The following is an 18398-nucleotide window of genomic DNA, read 5'->3' as shown; positions in this document are numbered from 1 at the left end:
CGCGCGTCCTCTCCCGCACCGGCGGGCGGCGGCGTACGATCGCTCGTCGGGGGCAGGAGGGCTGCGGGACACCGCGCAGGCCGACGCTCCGAGACTGTTGGTGGGGTGCGCACATGTCGCGACGTCTGGTCAGCCTGACCCTGGACACCCTGGAGGACCTTCCCCGATCCTGCCGGCGGTGCGTCTACTGGGAGCTGGATCCGGTTTCCGCCGAACGGGCGTGCGCGGCCGGCGACCCGGGCCTGGAGAAGGAGGCGTGGGTCTCCCAGACGCTGCTCGAGTGGGGCTCCTGCGGCAAGCTGGTCTACGTCGACGGCATGCCGGCCGGTTTCGTCATGTACGCCCCACCGGCGTACGTCCCACGCTCGATGGCCTTTCCCACCTCGCCGGTCTCGGCGGACGCGGCGCTGTTGATGACGGCGCACGTGGTGCCCGCCTTCGCCGACGGCGGCCTGGGCCGGATGCTCGTCCAAGGCGTGGCCCGCGACCTGACCAAGCGTGGCATCAAGGCGATCGAGGCGTTCGGTGACGCCAAGTTCGGCGACGACGCGGACAGCCCGACCCGGGCCTGCCTCGCGCCGGTCGACTTCTTCCTCTCGGTGGGCTTCAAGACCGTCCGCCCGCACCCGCGCTACCCGCGGCTGCGGCTGGAACTGCGCACGGCGCTGAGCTGGAAGTCCGACGTCGAGTACGCGCTGGAGAAGCTGCTCGGCTCGATGAGCCCGGAGACGCTGCTGCGCCCGGTGCGGCCGGCGCCGGCCACCCGCTCGACGAGCTGACCGCCTCAGTCGACCACGGTGCCGGCGGCCACGATCGCCCGCAGCTCGCTCACGTCGATCGAGCCGGTCGGCACGTCCCGCTCGATCGGCAGGTACATCCGCTGCACCCCGGCCACGATCGCCTCGACGACCCGGTCCCGGAACCGGGGGTCGACCAGCCGGCCCAGGTCGTCCGGGGAGGTCAGGTAGCCCACCTCGACGCGGACCGCCGGCATCCGGGTGAGGCGCAGCAGCTCCCACGCCTTCGCGTGGGTGCGGCAGTCGCGCAGCCCGGTGCGGGCCACGATCTCCCGCTGGACCAGCCCGGCCAGGCGTTCCCCGGTGGCCGAGGTGACGCCGTTGTCGGTGCCGTAGTGGTAGGTCGCCACGCCGTCGGCCTCCGGGTTGGCGTGCCCGTCGGCGTGCAGCGAGATGAACACGTCGGCGCCGAGCGAGTTGGCCAGCTGGGCCCGGTCCGCGTCGGGCAGGCAGGTCGCCGGCGACGGGCCGCGGGTCAACTGCACCCGTACGCCGGCGGCGGCGAGCCGCCCCTCCAGGCGACTCGCCAGGTCGTGCACCAGGTCCGCCTCGGTCCAGCGCAGCGTGCCGTCCGGCACCACCACACCGGGGTCGGTGCCGCCGTGTCCCGGGTCGATCACCACGGTCCGGCCGACCAGGGTCGGGCCGGCCTGGCGGATGGCGTCGGACTCGCGCAGCCACTGCGGGCGCCCACCGACGACCTTGCGGCCGAGGCGGCGCAGCGCGTTGACGGTGTGCGGGCCGCAGGAGCCGTCCGGCTTGAGCCCCATCTCGCGCTGGAACTGGGCCACCGCCCGGGAGGTGCGGATGCCGTAGATGGCGTCGGCCCGGCCGACGTCGTACCCCATCTCCAGCAGACGTTCCTGAAGCGCCCGGACGTCCTCGCCGGTGAGCGGCTCGGGCACGGCGTGGTAGAGGGCGCGGGCGCCGAACCGCCAGCGGGCCGCGTCCAGCGCCCGCCAGGTCTCCGCGCCGACCCGCCCGTCGACGCTGAGGCCGCGGGACTGCTGGAAGGCACGGACGGCGCGTTCCGTCGTGGTGTCGTAGTCGTCGTGGCCCGGGCCGTCGGCCGGGAGCAGTTCCAGGCCGGCGAGGACGGTGCGGATCTCGGCCACCGCGGGTCCCCGGTCACCGGGTCGGATCGGACGCACGACGACCCCCTCTGCACGGACGTTGGCGGACCGGGAACTCCGACGGACGCTTACGGAGCGTACCGTGAGCCGTTACCGTGCGGGTTCGTGTTCGCGCAGGTCAGGAAAGGCGGAAGCCCCGCCACCCGGGTGGGGGGACGGGGCTTCCGACGGTGTGGGTCCGGGTCAGAGCGCCGACTCGATGAGTCGGACCAGCTCGCCCTTGGGCTTGGCGCCGGCGATCGACTGGACCGGCTCGCCGTTCTTGAAGATGGTCAGCGTCGGCACGGACATCACCCGGTAGGTGCGCGCCGTCTCGGGGTTCTCGTCGATGTTGAGCTTGACGATGGTGACCTGGTCAGCCATCTCGCCCGCGATCTCCTCCAGCAGCGGCGAGACCTTGCGGCACGGACCGCACCACTCCGCCCAGAAGTCGACCAGAACCGGCTTGTCGGACTTCAGCACGTCGCTCGCGAAGCTCGCGTCCGTGACCGCCTTGGTGGCTCCCACTATGAACCCCTCCTCCTCGTGAAAATTCTCAGCCCTGCAGGGTGGCGATGAAGCGCTCGGCGTCCAGCGCGGCGGCGCACCCGGTGCCGGCGGCCGTGATGGCCTGCCGGTAGGTGTGGTCGACCAGGTCGCCGGCGGCGAACACGCCCGGCACGTTCGTGCGGGTGCTCGGCGCCTGGACCTTCACGTAACCCTCGTCGTCCATCTCGACCTGGCCGCGGAACAGCTCGCTGCGCGGGTCGTGGCCGATCGCCACGAAGACGCCGGTGACGTCGAGCACCTTGCTCTCGCCGGTGTGCACGTTGCGCACCCGGACGCCGCTGACCTTGCCGTCCTCGCCGAGGATCTCCTCGACGGTGGTGTTCCACTCGACCTTGATCTTCTCGTTGCCCAGCGCCCGCTCGGCCATGATCTTGCTGGCGCGGAACGAGTCGCGGCGGTGCAGGATCGTCACCGACTCGGCGAAGCGGGTGAGGAAGCTCGCCTCCTCCATGGCCGAGTCGCCGCCGCCGACCACCACGATGTGCTGGTTGCGGAAGAAGAAGCCGTCGCAGGTGGCACAGGACGACACACCGTGGCCCAGGTATTCCTGCTCGCCCGGCACGCCCAGCGGACGCCACGCCGAGCCCGTGGAGAGGATGACGGCCCGGGCCCGGTAGGCGGTCTCGCCCACCCAGACGGTGCTCACCGCGTCGGAGCCGATCTCGCCGGTGTCCTTCAGCTCGACCCGGGTCACGTCGTCGGTGAGGAACTCCGCGCCGAACCGCTCGGCCTGCTTGCGCATGTTGTCCATCAGCTCGGGGCCGAGGATGCCGTCCGCGAAGCCGGGGAAGTTCTCCACCTCGGTGGTGGTCATCAGCGCGCCACCGGACTGCACGCCCTCGATCACCAGCGGCTTGAGGTTGGCACGCGCGGCGTAGACCGCCGCGGTGTAACCGGCCGGCCCGGAGCCGATGATGATCAGGTTGCGGACCTCGTCCACTGCCGTCTCCCGATGTGTGTGTTCGCCACCGGTGCGCACCGATGTCGATCCCTAGTGCCGACGGCTCTCCGAGGCGCCGGCGCCTGACTTGCAGAACGCCATCGTACGAAGCGGGGATTCCCGAGCCGGTCATCCGGTGGGTCACGTCACGTGGCGGGACAGGCTCGGTGACCGCGGTTTCACCCTACCCGCGTACGGAACCGGGTGTCCGCGCCGGACCCGGGTACGCCGCATTCCGGGCCGCTCACCCACCCCCATCGGGTGCCGTCGGCGTCCGAGAACGTCACCACCAGCGCCGGTGCGCCCTGGAACCGGGCGTAGTCGACCAGGTCGACGGTGAGGGGCGTGGCGCCGTGCTCGGCGCCGATCGCGGTCAGGCAGGCGGCCAGCGCCTCGGGCCGTTCCAGCCGGTCCAGCCCGCCGACGGCACCGAGGCGGTTCTTCTCGGCGGAGAACGGGGTCTCCCGGCCGCCGTCCGGCGCACCCGACGGCCCGGCCATGTCGGGCCGCATCGACTTCGCCGACGGGCCGGCTGCGGCGGCGGCCCGACTGCCGGCGAGGCGCTCCGGGGTCCAGTCCGTGCCGCTGCGCAGCGCCGGCCCGGTGGTCCGGTAGGGCGCGGCGGCCATCGGTGCCGCCTCCCCGGCCGCCCGGTCGGCCGTGCCGCCGGAGCTGTCGCCGCCGACGTCCGCCAGCCGGCCCACACCCAGGCCCACCGCCGCGACCGAGGCCGCGGCCAGCGCCACCGGACCGGCCAGTCGGGCCCAGCGCCGGGAACGCCGGCCCGGACCGGTGCTCCGCCCGGGACGCTCCGCCGCGCCCGGTGGGCGGGTCGCCCGGCCCGGCTGTGCCGGTACGACGTCCCGCAGCGCGCGGTCGGGGTCGGTGGCCGGTGCCGGTCCGGCGCCGGCGAGCGCGGCGGTGATCCGGTCCGCCACCGCCACCGGCATCTCCGGCGCGGTCTCGGCGGCCCAGTCGGCCAGGTCGGCGTGCACCAGGTCGACCGCCTGGGTCAGGCTCGCGTACGAGTCGCGCCACGCCGGGTCCCGCTCGACCAGCCGGGCGACGGTCGCCTGCTCGGGGGTGCCGTCCAGCGCCCCGCCGAGGTAGTCGGCGAGCAGGTCGTGGTCGACCTCGCTGAACTCCCGGGACGTCACGGCTCCTCCTGGCTGACCGAGTGCCGGGACGCTCCCGACGAGAATCCGACGCCCTCCGACGGCCGGCGGTTCCCCGCCGTGACCCGGGGCACGTCCACGGCGTCGTCCGAGCCGGTGCGCAGGTGCCCGAGAAGCACGGCGAGTCGGGCCCGACCCCGGGCGCAGCGGCTCTTCACCGTTCCCTCGGCGACGTCGAGCATCCGGGCCGCCTCGGCCACCGGGTAGCCCTGCACGTCCACCAGGACCAGCGCGGCCCGCTGTTCCACCGGCAGCGCCGCGAGCGCCTGCCGGACCACCAGCGCGGTCTCGTGGTCCCGGGCGGGCGCGGCCGGCTCGATCCCACCGGTGTGCCGGCCCGGTTCGCCGTCGGTGTGCACCCCGTCGGGCAGCGGGACGGTGGCGTGGGTCTGACGCCGACGCATCCGGTCCAGGCAGGCGTTCACCACGATCCGGTGCAGCCAGGTGGTGACCGCCGAGTCGCCCCGGAAGCGGGCCGCGGCACGGTGGGCCGACAGCATGGCGTCCTGGAGCGCGTCGGCCGCGTCCTCGCGGTCGCCGATGGTCCGCAGGGCCACCGCCCAGAGCCGGTCCCGGTGCCGGTGGAACAGCTCGGTGAAGGCGTCCCGGTCGCCCGCGACGTGGGCCCGGAGCAGTTCCAGGTCGGACCTGCCCGGCTCGCCGCCGCCGGAGCCCGCCATCACCGCGTCCGGCGGAGGTGGCGCGACGGGTACGGCGGACGGATCACGAGCCCTGGACCGTGATCTCCTGGACGCCGAGCTTCCACCCGGGGCCGTCGTCCTTCTTCGGCAGCTCCGTGATCCAGAAGAGGAGGTACTGGTACTTCTTGTCCGGCTCGAAGCCGTCGAACGTCATCGTGGTGCCGGTGTGGTCCTCGAAGGGCTGCCCGATCACGGTCGGGTACGCCGCGACGAGGTCCTTGTCGCCCTTGGAGGTGGACGGGAACTCACCGTTGGTGCCGGCGCGCAGCTCGGCCGACGCGCCGGTGGACGACAGGCTGGCCTGGAGCGACTTGACCGTGTGCGGGGCACCGAGGTCGATCCAGATTCCCATGCCGTCCTTGAGGCCGCCGAACTTGCCGTTGTTCTTGTAGGTCTGGGTCTCCCAGCCCTCGTCGTCGCTGCCGTCCATCACCTTCTCGGCGTCGCGCACCTCGGCGCGGTCGTTGCTGTCCGGGTCGATCACCCGGACGTCCTGGATGGTGAGCTTGCGGACCGGCGGAGCGGCCTCGCTGCTGCTGCCGCCGCCGGCGGGCGCGCTGCTGGACGGCTGGGCCACCGGCTCCTTGTCGCCGTCGTCCCCGCCACCGAGGGCGTTGACGCCGATGAGCAGCCCGATCAGGGCGACCGCCAGGAGGCCGGCGATGCCCAGGGCCACCCGGCGTCCGCCGGCGGCGGCCAGCGGCGACGGCTCCTCGCCGGGGTCGGCGGTGAAGCGCAGCGGACCGGCCTGCTCCAGGAACTGCTCGTCGGCCGGAATGTCCAGCCGGCTCAGCTCGGCCGCCAGCACGTCCGACGAGGGCGGGGCGATCTCCGGGTCGAGCAGGTCCATGGTGAGGTCGTCGAGGTAGGCCGGCACGCCGGCGCGGACCTGCCGGGGCGCGGCGATGACGCCGCCGGCGTCCCGGACGGCGTCCGGCAGGGCGGCTCGGCCGTGCCCGGCGGTGGCGCCGTGCAGCGGGGCCTCGCCGTGCGGCCAGTGCCCGGTGAGGGCGAAGTAGAGCACTCCGCCGACGGCCCGCAGGTCGCTCTCCTGGCTGTCCGCCCCGTCGGTGCGCGCGTCGGCCAGGACCACCCGGCCGTCGTCGCTGATCATCACGGTGCCGGGGTGGAGGTTGCCGTGCACCATGCCGGTGGCGTGGACGGCGGCGAGGGCGCTGGCGACGGCGTTGCCGATCGCGGTGGCCCGGGTCGGGTCCATCGGGCCGTCGGCGGCGACCATCTCGCGCAGCGACTGCCCGTCCACCCACTCGCGGACCACGTACGCCCGGTCGTCCTCGTCGATCGCGTCGTAGACGCCGACCAGGTTGGGGTGGATGACCCGGCTCGCCGCGACCGCGGCCTGGAGCATCTCGGTGGCGGAGTCGCCACCCGGGTAGCGGAGGACCACCGCGACGGGACGGCGCAGGATGACGTCGACCCCGCGCCAGACCAGCCGGCCCGCGCTGTCGTTGTTGATGTGCTCGACCAGCTCGTAGCGCTCGGCGAGGAGCTCACCGACCGAGGGAGCACCGAAGGTCACGACCGCAGGAGAGGTTTCCTCCGCTTCCTGACCCTCGCCGACCTGGGTCACCCGTCCTCCCTCGGTGATCGTGTCGATCGATGGACCCGTGTTGCTGGGCATGTGTTTCCCGCTCTGGCCTCGGTGGAACCGGCACGCCGGCGTCGACGCCCACGTCGGCACCTGCCGTACCCGTCGAGAGCGACCTTACCCGGGATGCCCGGTTCTCCGACATGTCATCTTCCCGCTGCGGCCGGTGGGAAGCCAGTCACCGCGGTTCCGAACAGGTCGGAACACCCGCGCCGGCGCCCGACCCGGACACGCACCGCCAATCTAGAGGTTGACGGCAAGTAGCCGACGCAGGGGCCGCACCGGTGTGGCGGCCGGTCAGTTTCCCGGCTCCGGCCTGGGCACCCTCGTCCGTACGGTTGGTTGTCCACAGGCCGAGAGGCCCACTGGACGGCGGAATTCCGAGTTATCCACAGCCGTATCCCCAGGCTGGTGATCCTCGTTCACCGTCGGTCACCGGCGGCGGGTCAGCGCCCGAGCCGCCGGCGGACCATCCCGACCACCTCGGTGATCTCGCCGATCCGCAGCAGCATGGCCAGCCCGAGGTAGGTCGCGCCGATCGCCGCGCCGCCGATCGCCAACTGGACCGCGGCGGCGGCCCAGCTCAGGTCCGCCGGGTCGCCGGGGAGCACCGCCACCACGAGCACGCCGACCAGCGCGGCGCCCAGTGCGGCCACCACCACCCGGCCCAGCGTCCGCATGATCCGGCCCAGCCCGATCCGGCCCACCCGGGGCCGCAGCAGCATCGCCGAGATGATCGCCGCGGCCAGGTACGACACCGCGTTGCCGAGCATCATCCCGGCCGCCGCGAACGTGTTCGAGAAAAGCAGGAAGAGGCCGACCTGGAGCAGGACGCGCAGGATCACCACCGGGATGTTGACCAGGGCCGGGGTGCGGGTGTCCGGCAGCGCGTAGAAGGCGAACGTGAAGAGCTGGCTGACCGCGAACGGCACCAGGCCGAGCGCCGCCACCAGCAGCACGGTCGAGGTGGCCACCGCGTTGTCGCCGGTGAACGCGCCGTAGCGGAACACCACCACGGAGATCGGCGCGGCCAGCACCGCGTAGCAGACCGCGATGGGTGCGAGCACCGCGGTGACCATCCGGGTGCCCCGGGACAGGTCGGCGGTGACGTCGCCGAACCGGTTCTCGGCGGCGGCCGCGCTCATCCGGGGCATCAGCGCGGTGATGATCGAGACCGCGATGATGCCGTGCGCCATCATCAGCAGCAGGAAGACGTTGTTGTAGATCAGCAGGCCGGCGTTGTCGCCGCCGGCGGCGCGGGTGAGCAGGTTGACCACCACGAAGAGGCCGAGCTGGTTGACCCCGACGTAGCAGAACATCCAGCCGCCCAGCCGGGCCAGCTCGCTCAGGCCGAGGGCGCGGAAGTCGAACCGCCACTTCCACCGGAAGCCGACCTTGCGCAGCGCCGGCAGTAGGCCGGCGGTCTGCACCGCGACGCCGAGCAGCGTGCCGCCGCCGATGAGCAGGATGCGGTCCCAGCCCATCTCGCCGGGCTTGATGATCTTGGCGCCGAAGACCGCGATGTAGAGCGCGCAGACGCCGATGACCACGAGGTTGTTCAGGATCGGCGCCCACATCGGGGCGGCGAAGTGCCCGCGCGTGTTCAGCACCGCGGCGATCAGCGCGCTCACGCCGGTGAAGAACAGCATCGGCAGCATCAGGTAGGACAGGCCGGTGACGAGGCCCTGATAGTCCTGGTCCTTGCCGCCCGCGTAGATGGCGGTCAACACCGACGCCCCCGCCATGGCGATCAGCGCGACGGCGGCCAGCGCCAGCACGGCCAGCGTGAGCAGCCGCTGCGAGTATGCCTCGCCCCGGTCCGGGTCCGACTTGCGCCGCCGGACCAGCACCGGGATCAGCACGCTGGTGAGCACGCCGCCGAGCAGGAACTCGTAGACCTGGTTCGGCAGGAAGATGGCGGTGGTGAACGCGTCGCCGACGAGCGCGCCGCCCAGCGCCGCGCCGATCATGAGGTTGCGGATGAAGCCCGTGCCCCGGCTGACCAGGCTGCCGATCGCCATCACCGCGCTGTTCGCGGCGGCGCTGGTCTCGCCGACGACCTCCTGCGGCGGCGCGACCGACTCCACGCCGGGCTGGTTCAGCGGCTCCGCCGAGATGAAGGTCGCGCCGTCGTCCGGCGGCAGGCCGCCGTCGTGCGCGTTCGCGCTGCGGTAGAGCCCGCCGCCGCTCATCTCCACAGCCTCCAAGGGGTACGCCGGAACCGGGCCCCGCCGGCCCCGCACAACCGGAACCTTAGTCAACCTCGACCCGTTACCCGCGCCCGGCGCGGTCGATCCACCCCCGGCCCGATAGGCTGGCGCTCCCATGTCCGAAGCCTCCGCCTCCGCTGCCGCCGACCGCCGTGAGCTGACCACCGCACAGCGCAACGCCGTCGCCGAGCTGCTCCGCGTCTCCCCGGTCGCCGACGAGCTGGGTCGGCGGTTCGCCCGGGCCGGTCACGAACTGCACCTGGTGGGCGGATCGGTGCGGGACGCGCTGCTCGGCCGCCTCGGCAACGACCTCGACTTCTGCACCGACGCGCACCCGGACGACACCGTCCGGATCATCCGGGGCTGGGCCGAGTCGATCTGGGAGACCGGGCGGGAGTTCGGCACCATCGCCTGCCAGCGCGACGGCCTCAACCTGGAGATCACCACGTTCCGCGCGGAGGTCTACGACCAGGTCAGCCGCAATCCGGTGGTGCAGTACGGCACCAGCCTGACCGAGGACCTGAAGCGCCGCGACTTCACCGTGAACGCGATGGCCGTGAGCCTGCCGGACCACCGGTTCACCGACCCGTACGGCGGCCTGGCCGACCTGGCCGCCAAGATCATCCGTACCCCCGGCACGCCGCAGGAGTCGTTCCGGGACGACCCGCTGCGGATGCTGCGGGCGGCCCGGTTCGCCGCCCAGCTGCGTTTCGCCGTCCATCCGGACGTCCGCGCGGCGATGACCCGGATGGCGACGGACCTGGACCGGATCACCGCCGAGCGGATCCGGGACGAGTTCACCAAGCTGCTCTGCGGCGCCGACCCGATCACCGGGCTGCGGCTGCTGGTCGACACCGGCCTGGCCGAGCGCTTCCTGCCAGAGCTGACCGGCCTGAAGCTCACCATCGACGAACACGCCCAGCACAAGGACGTCTACGAACACACGCTCACCGTGGTCAGCAACGCGATGTCGCTGGAGGAGAACGGCTGCGACTTCGTGCTGCGGATGGCCGCGCTGATGCACGACGTCGGCAAGCCGGCCACCAAGGCGGTCGGCCCGGACGGCCGGGTCAGCTTCCACCACCACGAGGTGGTCGGCGCCCGGCTGACCAAGGCCCGGATGAAGGCGATGCGCTACTCCAAGGAGATCACCTCCCAGGTGGTCAAGCTGGTCGGGCTGCACCTGCGCTTCTACGGCTACGGCCGGGGCGAGTGGACCGACTCGGCGGTGCGCCGCTACGTCACCGACGCCGGTGACCTGCTGTCCCGGCTGCACAAGCTCACCCGGTCCGACTGCACCACCCGAAACCGGCGTAAGGCGGCCCAGCTCGCGGCCGACTACGACGCGCTGGAGGAGCGGATCGCCCGGATCGCCGCCGAGGAGGACCTGGCCCGGGTCCGGCCCGACCTGGACGGCAACGCGATCATGGAGTTGCTCGGCGTGCCGCCCGGGCCGGTGGTCGGCCGGGCCTGGCAGCACCTGAAGGAGCTGCGCCTGGAGCGCGGTCCGCTGGACCGCGACGAGGCGGAGGCGGAGTTGCTGCGCTGGGGGCGCGCCGAGGGCATCGTCGGCTGATCCTGCGCCGGAAAAACGACGACGATACGCCGGCGTGTCGACCGAACGGTTGAAGCGTTCCGGTCGATGTCTCCCGCATGATGTTGGTCATCACCAGCCCCCCGGATCGACGGGTGTGGCTGTCCTGATCACATCCGCCCGTCCGATCCGGACGGTCGCTGGACACGGGGAGACAATTCGGTGTCACATTCCGGCGCGCTGCGCCGCTCCGCGCTGGTGGGGCTCGCCCTCACCTCCGCCACCTCAATCATCTGCGCGGCCACCGGCGGCGCCGCCTCGGCCGACCCGGGCGACGCCAAGCGGGCCCCGGTCCGGGGCGCCGACCTGCCCGGGGCCGTTCCCGGCCGCTACATCGTCGTCCTCAAGGACGGCAAGGCCACCCCGGCCAAGGTGAAGTCCGCCGCGTCGGCGCTCGCCGGTGAGCACGGCGGCTCCGTCCGCCGGGTCTTCGGCAAGGCGCTGCACGGCTATTCCGCCAGCATGGACCGTCGGCAGGCCGAGCGCCTCGCCGCCGACCCGGACGTCGCGTACGTGCAGCAGGTCCAGCGCTACACGGCCACCGACACCCAGACCACCCCGCCGTGGGGCCTGGACCGGCTCGACCAGACCAGGACCAGAACGGACGGCGAGTACACCTACTCGTCGACCGGCGCCGGGGTGACCGCGTACGTCATCGACACCGGCATCGACATCGACCACGAGGACTTCGGCGGCCGGGCCAGCAACGGCTACGACGCCGTCGACCAGGACGATGTCGCGCAGGACTGCGACGGCCACGGCACGCACGTGGCCGGCACCCTCGGCGGCGCCACCTACGGCGTGGCCAAGAAGGTCAAGCTGGTCGCGGTCCGGGTGCTCGACTGCGAGGGCAACGGCACCACCGAGGGCGTGATCGCCGGCATCGACTGGGTCACCGGCCACGCCAGCGGACCGTCCGTGGCCAACATGAGCCTCGGTGGTGAGAACGACCCGGCGCTCAACGACGCGGTGGCGCGTTCCATCGCCTCCGGCATCACCTACGCGGTCGCGGCCGGCAACAGCTGGACCGACGCCTGCGGCTCCTCGCCGGCGAACGTGCCGGCCGCCATCACGGTCGGCGCCACCGACCGGCTGGACATGCGGGCCTGGTTCTCCAACTACGGCAGCTGCCTGGACACGTTCGCGCCGGGCGCCGGCATCGTCTCGGCGAAGGCCGGCACCACCTCCGGCTCCACCTCGATGAGCGGCACCTCGATGGCCTCCCCGCACGTGGCGGGCGCCGCCGCGCTGCTGCTGGAGGAGCACCCGACCTGGACGCCGCAGCAGGTGCGCAACTCCGTCGTCAGCACCGGTGTCGACGGCGCGGTGCACGACACCATGGGCTCCGCCGACCGGCTCCTGCACATCGGCGCCCCGGTGGTCGCACGCGAGTCGTACGGCTTGAAGGCCCGGGGCAACGGCCGTTACGTGACCGCCGAGAGCGGCGGCAACCGGCCGTTGGTCGCTCGCGGCGTCGAGGTCGGCGCCTGGGAGAAGTACGACGTGGTGGACGCCGGCAGCGGCTACGTCGGTCTGCGGGCGGTGACGAACAACCTGTTCGTGACCGCGGAGAGCGGCGGCAACCGGCCGCTGATCGCCCGGTCCGCGTCGATCGGCGACTGGGAGAAGTTCCAGATCGTCACCAACACCGACGGCACCGTCAGCCTGAAGGCCGTGACCAACGGCAAGTACGTCACCGCCTCGAACGCCACCACCCCGCTGATCGCCAGCAAGACCACCATCGGCACGGCGGAGAAGTTCGACTTCGACGCGGCCGCCCCGGTCGTCGGCATCAAGGCGGTGGCCAACGGCAAGTACGTGACCGCCGAGAACAGTGGCAAGCAGCCGCTGATCGCCCGGTCCGCGACGGTCGGTGCCTGGGAGAAGTACGAGGTCGTCAGCCTGGGCGACGGCTTCTTCGCCCTGCGCGCGCTGATCAACAACCAGTTCGTCACCGCGGACGCCGGCGGAAACCGGGCCCTGATCGCCAAGGCCACCGTCGTCGGCGCCTGGGAGGCCTTCGACTTCCTCGACTACAACGGCGACGGCTCGGTCTACGTGCGGGCCAACGCCAACGGCAACGCGGTCACCGCGGGCAGCACCGGCACCAGCCAGCTCATCGCCAGCCGCGTCATCGACTGGGAGAGCGAGACCCTCGGTCTGAGCGCCGGCGAGCAGTTCGTCTTCAGCGCACTCTGACCCGTACCGCCACGGCGCCCGCCGGCTCCCCTCGGGGAACCGGCGGGCGCCGTCGTCGTCAGGGGTTGACGGTGCTGCCGTCCACGGTGCTCTTGCCGTTGGTGTGCGCGCTGCCCAGCCGGGCCAGCAGCCCGGCCAGGTCGATGCCGGTCAGATCGCTGCCGAGCTGGAGACCCTGGGCGACGTTGCCGGCCACCGACTTGGTCAGCGACGACGCGCCGTCGGTGGAGATGACGGTCATCTTGTCGATCGCGCCGATCGGGGCGCTCGCCGCGCCGACCACCTCGGGCAGCACCTTGACCAACAGGTCCAGGACCGCGGCCTCGCCGTACGCGGCGAACGCCTCGGCCTTGCGGGCCATCGCGTCGGCCTCCGCCTGGCCCCGGGCGAGGATGGCCGCGGCCTCGGCCTGGCCCTCCCGCTCGACCGCCTCGGCGATCGCGGACCGCCGGCGCTGCTCCGCCTCACCCTCCTTGGCGCCCTCGATTGCGTTCGCCTCGGCCAGCGCGGCGCGGCGGGCCCGCTCACCCTCACCGGTGAGCCGGGACTGCTCGGCGACGGCCTGCGCGGCGGCGATGGTGGCCTGCCGCTCGGCGTCGGCGCGCAGCACCGCCGCGTTGCGGGCCGCCTCGGCCTCCTGCTCCACCTTGTACCGCTGCGCGTCGGCCGGCTTGCGCACCTCCGTGTCGAGCTGGCGCTGCTTCAGCTCGGCGTTGCGCTCGGCCACCTTCTGCTGCTCGGAGAGGATCGCCTGGTCCCGCTCCGCCTGGGCGAGTGGGCCGGCCGCTGCCGACCTGGCCTTCGCCGCGTCGATCTCGGCCTGGATGCCGGCCTGCTTGAGCGACAGGTTCCGGTTCGCCTCGGCGATCGCCTCCTCCGCGAGCAGCCGCTCCTGCTCGGCGGCCTGCCGGGCCCGGGCCTCGGCGATGGCCGCGTCCTTGAGCACCCGAGCGGCCTCCGGGCGGCCCAGGTCGGCCAGATAGGAGCCCTCGGCCAGAATGTCCTGAAGCTGGAACGTGTCCAGCACCAGGCCCTGGTTGGTCATCGAGTGCTCGGCCTCCTCGGCGACCGCGCTGGCGAACGCGGCCCGGTCCCGGATGACCTCCTCGACGGTGAGTCGGCCGACGATCGAGCGCAGCGCGCCGGCCAGCACCTCGCGGGTGAAGTTGTCGATCTCGTCCTGCTGGTGCAGGAACCGCTGCGCGGCGGCCCGGATCGCGTCCTCGGTGCCGCCGACCTTGACGATCGCGACGCCGTGCAGGTCGGCGCGGATGCCCTGCTTGCTCACCGCGCCCCGGATGCCGACGTCGATCCGCCGGCTGGACAGGTCGAGGGACTGCAGCTTCTGCACCACCGGCAGCACGAAGACCGAGGCGCCGAGCACGACCTTCTGCCCGGACATGTCGGTGGAGCGCTGGCCGTCGGCGGTCTGGGTGGTCCGGCCCTTGCGACCGGTGACGATGAAGGCCTCGTTCGGCCCGGCCACCTTGATCCGGGAGAGCACGAAGAGGACGAGCAGGACGGCGAGGAGGACCGCGCCGCCGATGGCGACGAGCAGGGGCATGGGGGTTCCCGTCTGTGCTGAGGGATCAGTAGGTCTCGACGTGCACGCTGGTCTCGCTGAGCGCTTCGACCACGAAGATGCGGGCGCCGATCGGGATCGGCCGGTCGGCCCGGGCGTTGAGCTTCACCGGCTGGCCGGCGAGGCGTACCCGGACCTCGCCGTAACCGCCGGTGGGGATCGGCGTGACCACCAGGCCGATCGCGCCGGCCAGGTGGTCGCGGGTGGGGGTGGGATCGGTGCGCATGGTGCGGGCCGCGCGGCTCAACCGGGCCGCCAGCCAGGCGGTGGGCACGGCGGCGAGCGCGCCGCCGGCCGCCGCCACCGCGACCGTCCCGGAGGTACGCCCCCCGAGCAGCTCGTTGACGATCGCGGCGCCGAACCCGAACGCTCCGGTGAACCCGGCGACCGCCTCCAGCGACACCGGGCCGTCGACGTCCGGGTGGCCCAGGTGCAGCACTCCCGAGCCGAGCAGGGCCAGCGTCAGCACGCCGACCCCGGCTCCGCCGATGATCAGGAAGATGAGCGTTCCCGTGGCCACGACCTGCACGGTATCGACGTCGCGCAACATCGACTGCGTGCAGCGAACGCCCAGCTTCCGCCGAGCCACCGCTCAGCGCGGCGCGATCGTCACATCGGCGAGGCGGAACTCCTCCGGCAGCGGCTGGCGGACCAACTCCCGCCCGGTGGTGTCGGAGTACACGAAGTCGCGCGAGCCGTTCGGCCGCCGGTAGAGCAGCCGATCGGTGCCGGCCCAGACGGCGTCGGCGGCGGGCAGCGCGTTGATCACCCGGCCGGTCGCCGTCTCCGCCAGCAACGGTTCCCGCTGCCCCTGGATGACCACCAGCTTCCCGTCCGGCGACCAGGCCCACGGCCCGGCCGGATCGCCGGGCAACGGTTCAAGGCGGGTGGGCCGGCCGGTGGCGGTGGAGAAGAACTGCACACCCCGGCGCGGGTGCCGGGCCGACTCGGACCGGGGACGACCCGGGTCGGTCTGCTGGAGCAGCACCTCGCGTCCGTCTCGGCTCCAGAGGAAGAAGCAGTGGTCGGTGCAGAAAAACTCGTCGGTGTCGACGGCGTGGCTGCGGGTGGTGCCCTTGGCGTCCAACACGACGAAGCCGAAGTAGTCGACCCGCTGGCTGGTGAACAGCAGGCGCCGGCCGTCCGGCGACCAGTTCGGCGTGCCCAGCGCGCGACCCGGCTCGTACCAGCGGGTCGTCCCGCGCGCCAGGTCGACGAGGCCGACCTGGCGGGGCCGGTCGTCGTCCCAGACCGCGACCAGCGACCCGGTCGGGGCGGGGAGAACTGCGTCGTAGCGGCCGTTGGCGATGTAACGGCCGCGGTCCCGGTCGAGCAGATAAGACTTCCCGATCGAACTCGCGACCTCGCTCAGGCTGGTGACCACCCAGCCGCCCGGCAGCACCAGCGGAGCATTGGACCAGTTCGGGCCCGGCGCCGACCGGATCACCGGCGACGGGGTGGCGGTGACCGGCGGCGTGGTGGGCGGCGGGGCGGTGCGGGGACGCAGCAGCACGAACGGCAGGGTCACCGCCAGCACGGCGACCAGCGCGGCGGCGGTCGCGGTGACGCGCCGGCGGCGGCGCAGCCGGCGGCCCCGACCGAGCGACCGCGACGCCAGGTCCGGTGCGGGTGCGGCGGCGTCGGCGAGATCGCGTACGGCACCGCGGAGCGCCTCGTCCAGCGACGTGTTCATCGGGTCACCTCCGACCGGGTGGTCAGCTCGTCGAGCGCCGGCACGAGGTGCCGCAGCCGGGCCAGCGCCTTGGCGCTCTGGCTGGCCACGGTGCCGGGCCGGCAGCCGAGCAGCGCGGCGGTCCGCTCGACGCTCAGGTCCTCCAGGTAGCGCAGCGTCAGCACGGCGCGCTGGCGTGGCGGCAGCGCGCGCAACGCGTCGCGCAGCAGCAGCCGCAGGTCGCTGTCGTCGCCGGCCGCCGGCCGCTCCGGCAGCTCCGCCACCGGCACCTCCGCCCGTCGCGCCCGCCGTCGCCAGCCGGAGACCTGGTCGTGGTAGAGGATCCGTTTCACGTACGGCTCCGCGTCGCCGCGGATCCGGGGCCACCGGGCGTACGCCTTGGCCAGCGCGTTCTGGAGCAGGTCCTCCGCCGCGTGCTGGTTGCCGGCGAGCGCGTACGCGACCCGCAGCAGGACCGCACCGCGCTCGTTGACGAACGCGGTGAACTCCCGGTCGACCTCCGCCACCGTCCACCTCCGTCTCTCCGACGCCCGGGGCGGGGAGAACTTTGCCCGCCGCGCGACAATGGGTGGCATGCGCTGGACCGTGCTCGACTCGCCGATCGGGGAGTTCTCCGTGGGGACCGACGACGACGCCGTGCGCGGCGCGCACTTCGGCCGGGTGGCGTCGGCGGCCGACGAGCCCGGCGACGACCTGGCCCGGCTCGCCGTGGCCGAGCTGCGGGCCTACTTCGCCGGTGAGCTGACCGAGTTCAGCGTGCCGGTGTCGGCGCCCCGGGGCTCGGAGTTCGAGCGCGCGGTGTGGCGGGAGATGACAGGCATCCCCTACGGCGAGACGACCACCTACGGCGAGGTGGCCCGGGCGCTCGGCGACCCGGGCGCGGCGCGGGCGGTCGGGGTGGCGTGCAACCGCAACCCGGTGCCGGTGATCGTGCCCTGTCACCGGATCGTCGGCGCGGGCGGCAAGCTGGTCGGCTTCGGCGGCGGACTGCCGCGCAAGGTGACCCTGCTGGAGCTGGAGGCGGCCTCGGCGCTGCGGCGCGCCTGGTCCTGACGTACCGACGAGGGAAGGCCGGGTCCGTGCGGACCCGGCCTTCCCTCGGTGTCGTTCAGCGCGTCAGCGCTCGACCTCGCCGGCGATGAACGCCTCGACGGCGGCGTGCGCGTCGTGGTCGGCGTACTGCTCCGGCGGGGACTTCATGAAGTAGGACGAGGCGGAGAGGATCGGGCCACCGATCTTCCGGTCCAGCGCGATCTTCGCGGCCCGGACGGCGTCGATGATGACACCGGCCGAGTTCGGCGAGTCCCACACCTCGAGCTTCAGCTCCGCGTTGAGCGGGGTGTCACCGAAGGAGCGGCCCTCCAGGCGGATGTACGCCCACTTGCGGTCGTCCAGCCACGGCACGTGGTCGGACGGGCCGATGTGCACGTCGCTCTTGCTCATCTCGTGCGGGATCTGGGAGGTGACCGACTGGGTCTTCGAGATCTTCTTCGAGACCAGGCGGTTGCGCTCCAGCATGTTCATGAAGTCCATGTTGCCGCCGAAGTTGAGCTGGTACGTGCGCAGCAGCTCGACCCCGCGGTCCTCGAAGAGCTTCGCCAGGGCGCGGTGCACGATGGTGGCGCCGACCTGGCTCTTGATGTCGTCACCGACGATCGGCAGGCCGGCGTCGGTGAACTTCTGCGCCCACTCCGGGTCGGAGGCGATGAAGACCGGCAGGGCGTTCACGAACGCGCAGCCGGCGTCGATCGCGGCCTGGGCGTAGAACTTGTCGGCCTGCTCGGAGCCCACCGGGAGGTAGGAGACGACCACGTCGACCTGCGCGTCGCGCAGGGCCTGCGCCACGTCGACCGGCTGGGCGTCCGACTCCTCGACGATCTCCCGGTAGTACTGGCCGAGACCGTCGAAGGTCGGCCCGCGCTGCACGGTCACGCCGGTCGGCGGGACGTCGCAGAGCTTGATCGTGTTGTTCTCGCTGGCGACGATCGCCTCCGCGAGGTCCATGCCCACCTTCTTGGCGTCCACGTCGAACGCCGCGACGAACTTCACGTCGGAGACGTGGTAGTCGCCGAAGGTGACGTGCATGAGACCCGGGACGCGGTCGTTCGGGTCGGCGTTCCGGTAGTACTCCACGCCCTGTACGAGGGACGAGGCGCAGTTACCCACACCGACGATGGCGACGCGGACGGAGCCCATAGCGTCTGCCTCCTTCTTCT

General features: G+C 72.6%; 16 protein-coding genes. 4 read left to right on the top strand and 12 right to left on the bottom strand.

All coding sequences use genetic code 11. The annotated features are described in order from the left end of the window. The first annotated feature begins 113 nt into the window (after nucleotides 1–113). Nucleotides 114–779: a GNAT family N-acetyltransferase gene (locus tag O7600_RS18495; protein ID WP_091567690.1), complete on the top strand. Its 666-nt coding sequence runs from the start codon at nucleotides 114–116 to the stop codon at nucleotides 777–779. Nucleotides 780–784: 5 nt separating this feature from the next. Here the strand turns inward: O7600_RS18495 and O7600_RS18490 are convergent, their stop codons facing one another. The 7 genes from O7600_RS18490 to murJ all read right to left on the bottom strand — a co-directional run bounded on the left by O7600_RS18490 (nucleotide 785) and on the right by murJ (nucleotide 9096). Beyond that, entirely contained in the window at nucleotides 785–1948 is a 1164-nt protein-coding gene (locus O7600_RS18490) for an N-acetylmuramoyl-L-alanine amidase (RefSeq protein WP_281589025.1), read from the bottom strand. A gap of 165 nt (nucleotides 1949–2113) precedes the next feature. Beyond that, the gene (gene trxA, locus O7600_RS18485) at nucleotides 2114–2437 is read right to left on the bottom strand and encodes a thioredoxin (protein WP_091567699.1); all 324 of its coding nucleotides are present in this window, start codon (nucleotides 2435–2437) and stop codon (nucleotides 2114–2116) included. Between the two features lie 28 nt (nucleotides 2438–2465). After that, a complete protein-coding gene (gene trxB, locus O7600_RS18480; protein ID WP_091567702.1) occupies nucleotides 2466–3419 on the bottom strand; it encodes a thioredoxin-disulfide reductase in 954 nt (317 codons plus the stop codon). Nucleotides 3420–3598: 179 nt separating this feature from the next. Further along, nucleotides 3599–4576, bottom strand: coding sequence for a hypothetical protein (locus O7600_RS18475; protein WP_281589020.1), 978 nt, complete (start codon nucleotides 4574–4576; stop codon nucleotides 3599–3601). Continuing rightward, a complete protein-coding gene (gene sigM, locus O7600_RS18470) occupies nucleotides 4573–5274 on the bottom strand; it encodes an RNA polymerase sigma factor SigM (protein ID WP_281589019.1) in 702 nt (233 codons plus the stop codon). The genes O7600_RS18475 and sigM overlap by 4 nt, the downstream gene beginning before the upstream one ends. Before the next feature lie 43 nt (nucleotides 5275–5317). Further along, complete coding sequence (locus tag O7600_RS18465) at nucleotides 5318–6937, bottom strand: protein kinase family protein (RefSeq protein ID WP_281589017.1); 1620 nt, start codon at nucleotides 6935–6937, stop codon at nucleotides 5318–5320. 413 nt (nucleotides 6938–7350) lie between these two features. Beyond that, a complete protein-coding gene (gene murJ, locus O7600_RS18460) occupies nucleotides 7351–9096 on the bottom strand; it encodes a murein biosynthesis integral membrane protein MurJ (protein ID WP_281589015.1) in 1746 nt (581 codons plus the stop codon). A gap of 133 nt (nucleotides 9097–9229) precedes the next feature. Here murJ and O7600_RS18455 point away from each other — a divergent pair, with 133 nt between their 5' ends. Then, a complete protein-coding gene (locus O7600_RS18455; protein ID WP_281589013.1) occupies nucleotides 9230–10690 on the top strand; it encodes a CCA tRNA nucleotidyltransferase in 1461 nt (486 codons plus the stop codon). 180 nt (nucleotides 10691–10870) lie between these two features. After that, nucleotides 10871–12907 (top strand): S8 family serine peptidase, encoded by a 2037-nt coding sequence (locus O7600_RS18450; RefSeq protein ID WP_281589011.1) that lies wholly within the window; start codon nucleotides 10871–10873, stop codon nucleotides 12905–12907. 58 nt (nucleotides 12908–12965) lie between these two features. On the opposite strand, the gene O7600_RS18445 is transcribed toward O7600_RS18450, so the two are convergent. From O7600_RS18445 to O7600_RS18430, 4 genes are read right to left on the bottom strand one after another with little or no spacing between them, the layout of a single operon-like run. After that, a complete protein-coding gene (locus O7600_RS18445) occupies nucleotides 12966–14471 on the bottom strand; it encodes a flotillin family protein (RefSeq protein ID WP_099163203.1) in 1506 nt (501 codons plus the stop codon). Between the two features lie 25 nt (nucleotides 14472–14496). Further along, nucleotides 14497–15039, bottom strand: coding sequence for a hypothetical protein (locus O7600_RS18440; protein ID WP_281589009.1), 543 nt, complete (start codon nucleotides 15037–15039; stop codon nucleotides 14497–14499). Between the two features lie 42 nt (nucleotides 15040–15081). Next, nucleotides 15082–16182 (bottom strand): hypothetical protein, encoded by a 1101-nt coding sequence (locus O7600_RS18435; protein WP_281589007.1) that lies wholly within the window; start codon nucleotides 16180–16182, stop codon nucleotides 15082–15084. Further along, entirely contained in the window at nucleotides 16179–16688 is a 510-nt protein-coding gene (locus O7600_RS18430; protein WP_281589005.1) for a SigE family RNA polymerase sigma factor, read from the bottom strand. Before O7600_RS18430 ends, O7600_RS18435 begins: the two co-directional genes overlap by 4 nt. A gap of 67 nt (nucleotides 16689–16755) precedes the next feature. On the opposite strand from O7600_RS18430, the gene O7600_RS18425 reads away from it, so the two are divergent. Beyond that, entirely contained in the window at nucleotides 16756–17235 is a 480-nt protein-coding gene (locus O7600_RS18425; protein WP_281589003.1) for a methylated-DNA--[protein]-cysteine S-methyltransferase, read from the top strand. 63 nt (nucleotides 17236–17298) lie between these two features. Here O7600_RS18425 and O7600_RS18420 read toward each other — a convergent pair whose 3' ends face one another. Continuing rightward, nucleotides 17299–18378 (bottom strand): inositol-3-phosphate synthase, encoded by a 1080-nt coding sequence (locus tag O7600_RS18420; RefSeq protein WP_091567747.1) that lies wholly within the window; start codon nucleotides 18376–18378, stop codon nucleotides 17299–17301. Nucleotides 18379–18398: the final 20 nt, after the last annotated feature.

This window comes from Micromonospora sp. WMMA1998 (assembly GCF_027497375.1).
Taxonomy (GTDB): domain Bacteria; phylum Actinomycetota; class Actinomycetes; order Mycobacteriales; family Micromonosporaceae; genus Micromonospora; species Micromonospora sediminicola.
This window is presented reverse-complemented; position numbering and strand designations above follow the sequence as displayed.

Excerpts from the sequence above, each read along its gene's own strand:
- O7600_RS18495 (WP_091567690.1), top strand. The coding sequence starts at position 114 with ATGTCGCGACGTCTGGTCAGCCTGACCCTGGACACCCTGGAGGACCTT.
- sigM (WP_281589019.1), bottom strand. The coding sequence starts at position 5,274 with ATGGCGGGCTCCGGCGGCGGCGAGCCGGGCAGGTCCGACCTGGAACTG.
- O7600_RS18465 (WP_281589017.1), bottom strand. The coding sequence starts at position 6,937 with ATGCCCAGCAACACGGGTCCATCGATCGACACGATCACCGAGGGAGGA.
- murJ (WP_281589015.1), bottom strand. The coding sequence starts at position 9,096 with ATGAGCGGCGGCGGGCTCTACCGCAGCGCGAACGCGCACGACGGCGGC.
- O7600_RS18455 (WP_281589013.1), top strand. The coding sequence starts at position 9,230 with ATGTCCGAAGCCTCCGCCTCCGCTGCCGCCGACCGCCGTGAGCTGACC.
- O7600_RS18445 (WP_099163203.1), bottom strand. The coding sequence starts at position 14,471 with ATGCCCCTGCTCGTCGCCATCGGCGGCGCGGTCCTCCTCGCCGTCCTG.
- O7600_RS18440 (WP_281589009.1), bottom strand. The coding sequence starts at position 15,039 with ATGTTGCGCGACGTCGATACCGTGCAGGTCGTGGCCACGGGAACGCTC.
- O7600_RS18435 (WP_281589007.1), bottom strand. The coding sequence starts at position 16,182 with ATGAACACGTCGCTGGACGAGGCGCTCCGCGGTGCCGTACGCGATCTC.
- O7600_RS18425 (WP_281589003.1), top strand. The coding sequence starts at position 16,756 with ATGCGCTGGACCGTGCTCGACTCGCCGATCGGGGAGTTCTCCGTGGGG.
- O7600_RS18420 (WP_091567747.1), bottom strand. The coding sequence starts at position 18,378 with ATGGGCTCCGTCCGCGTCGCCATCGTCGGTGTGGGTAACTGCGCCTCG.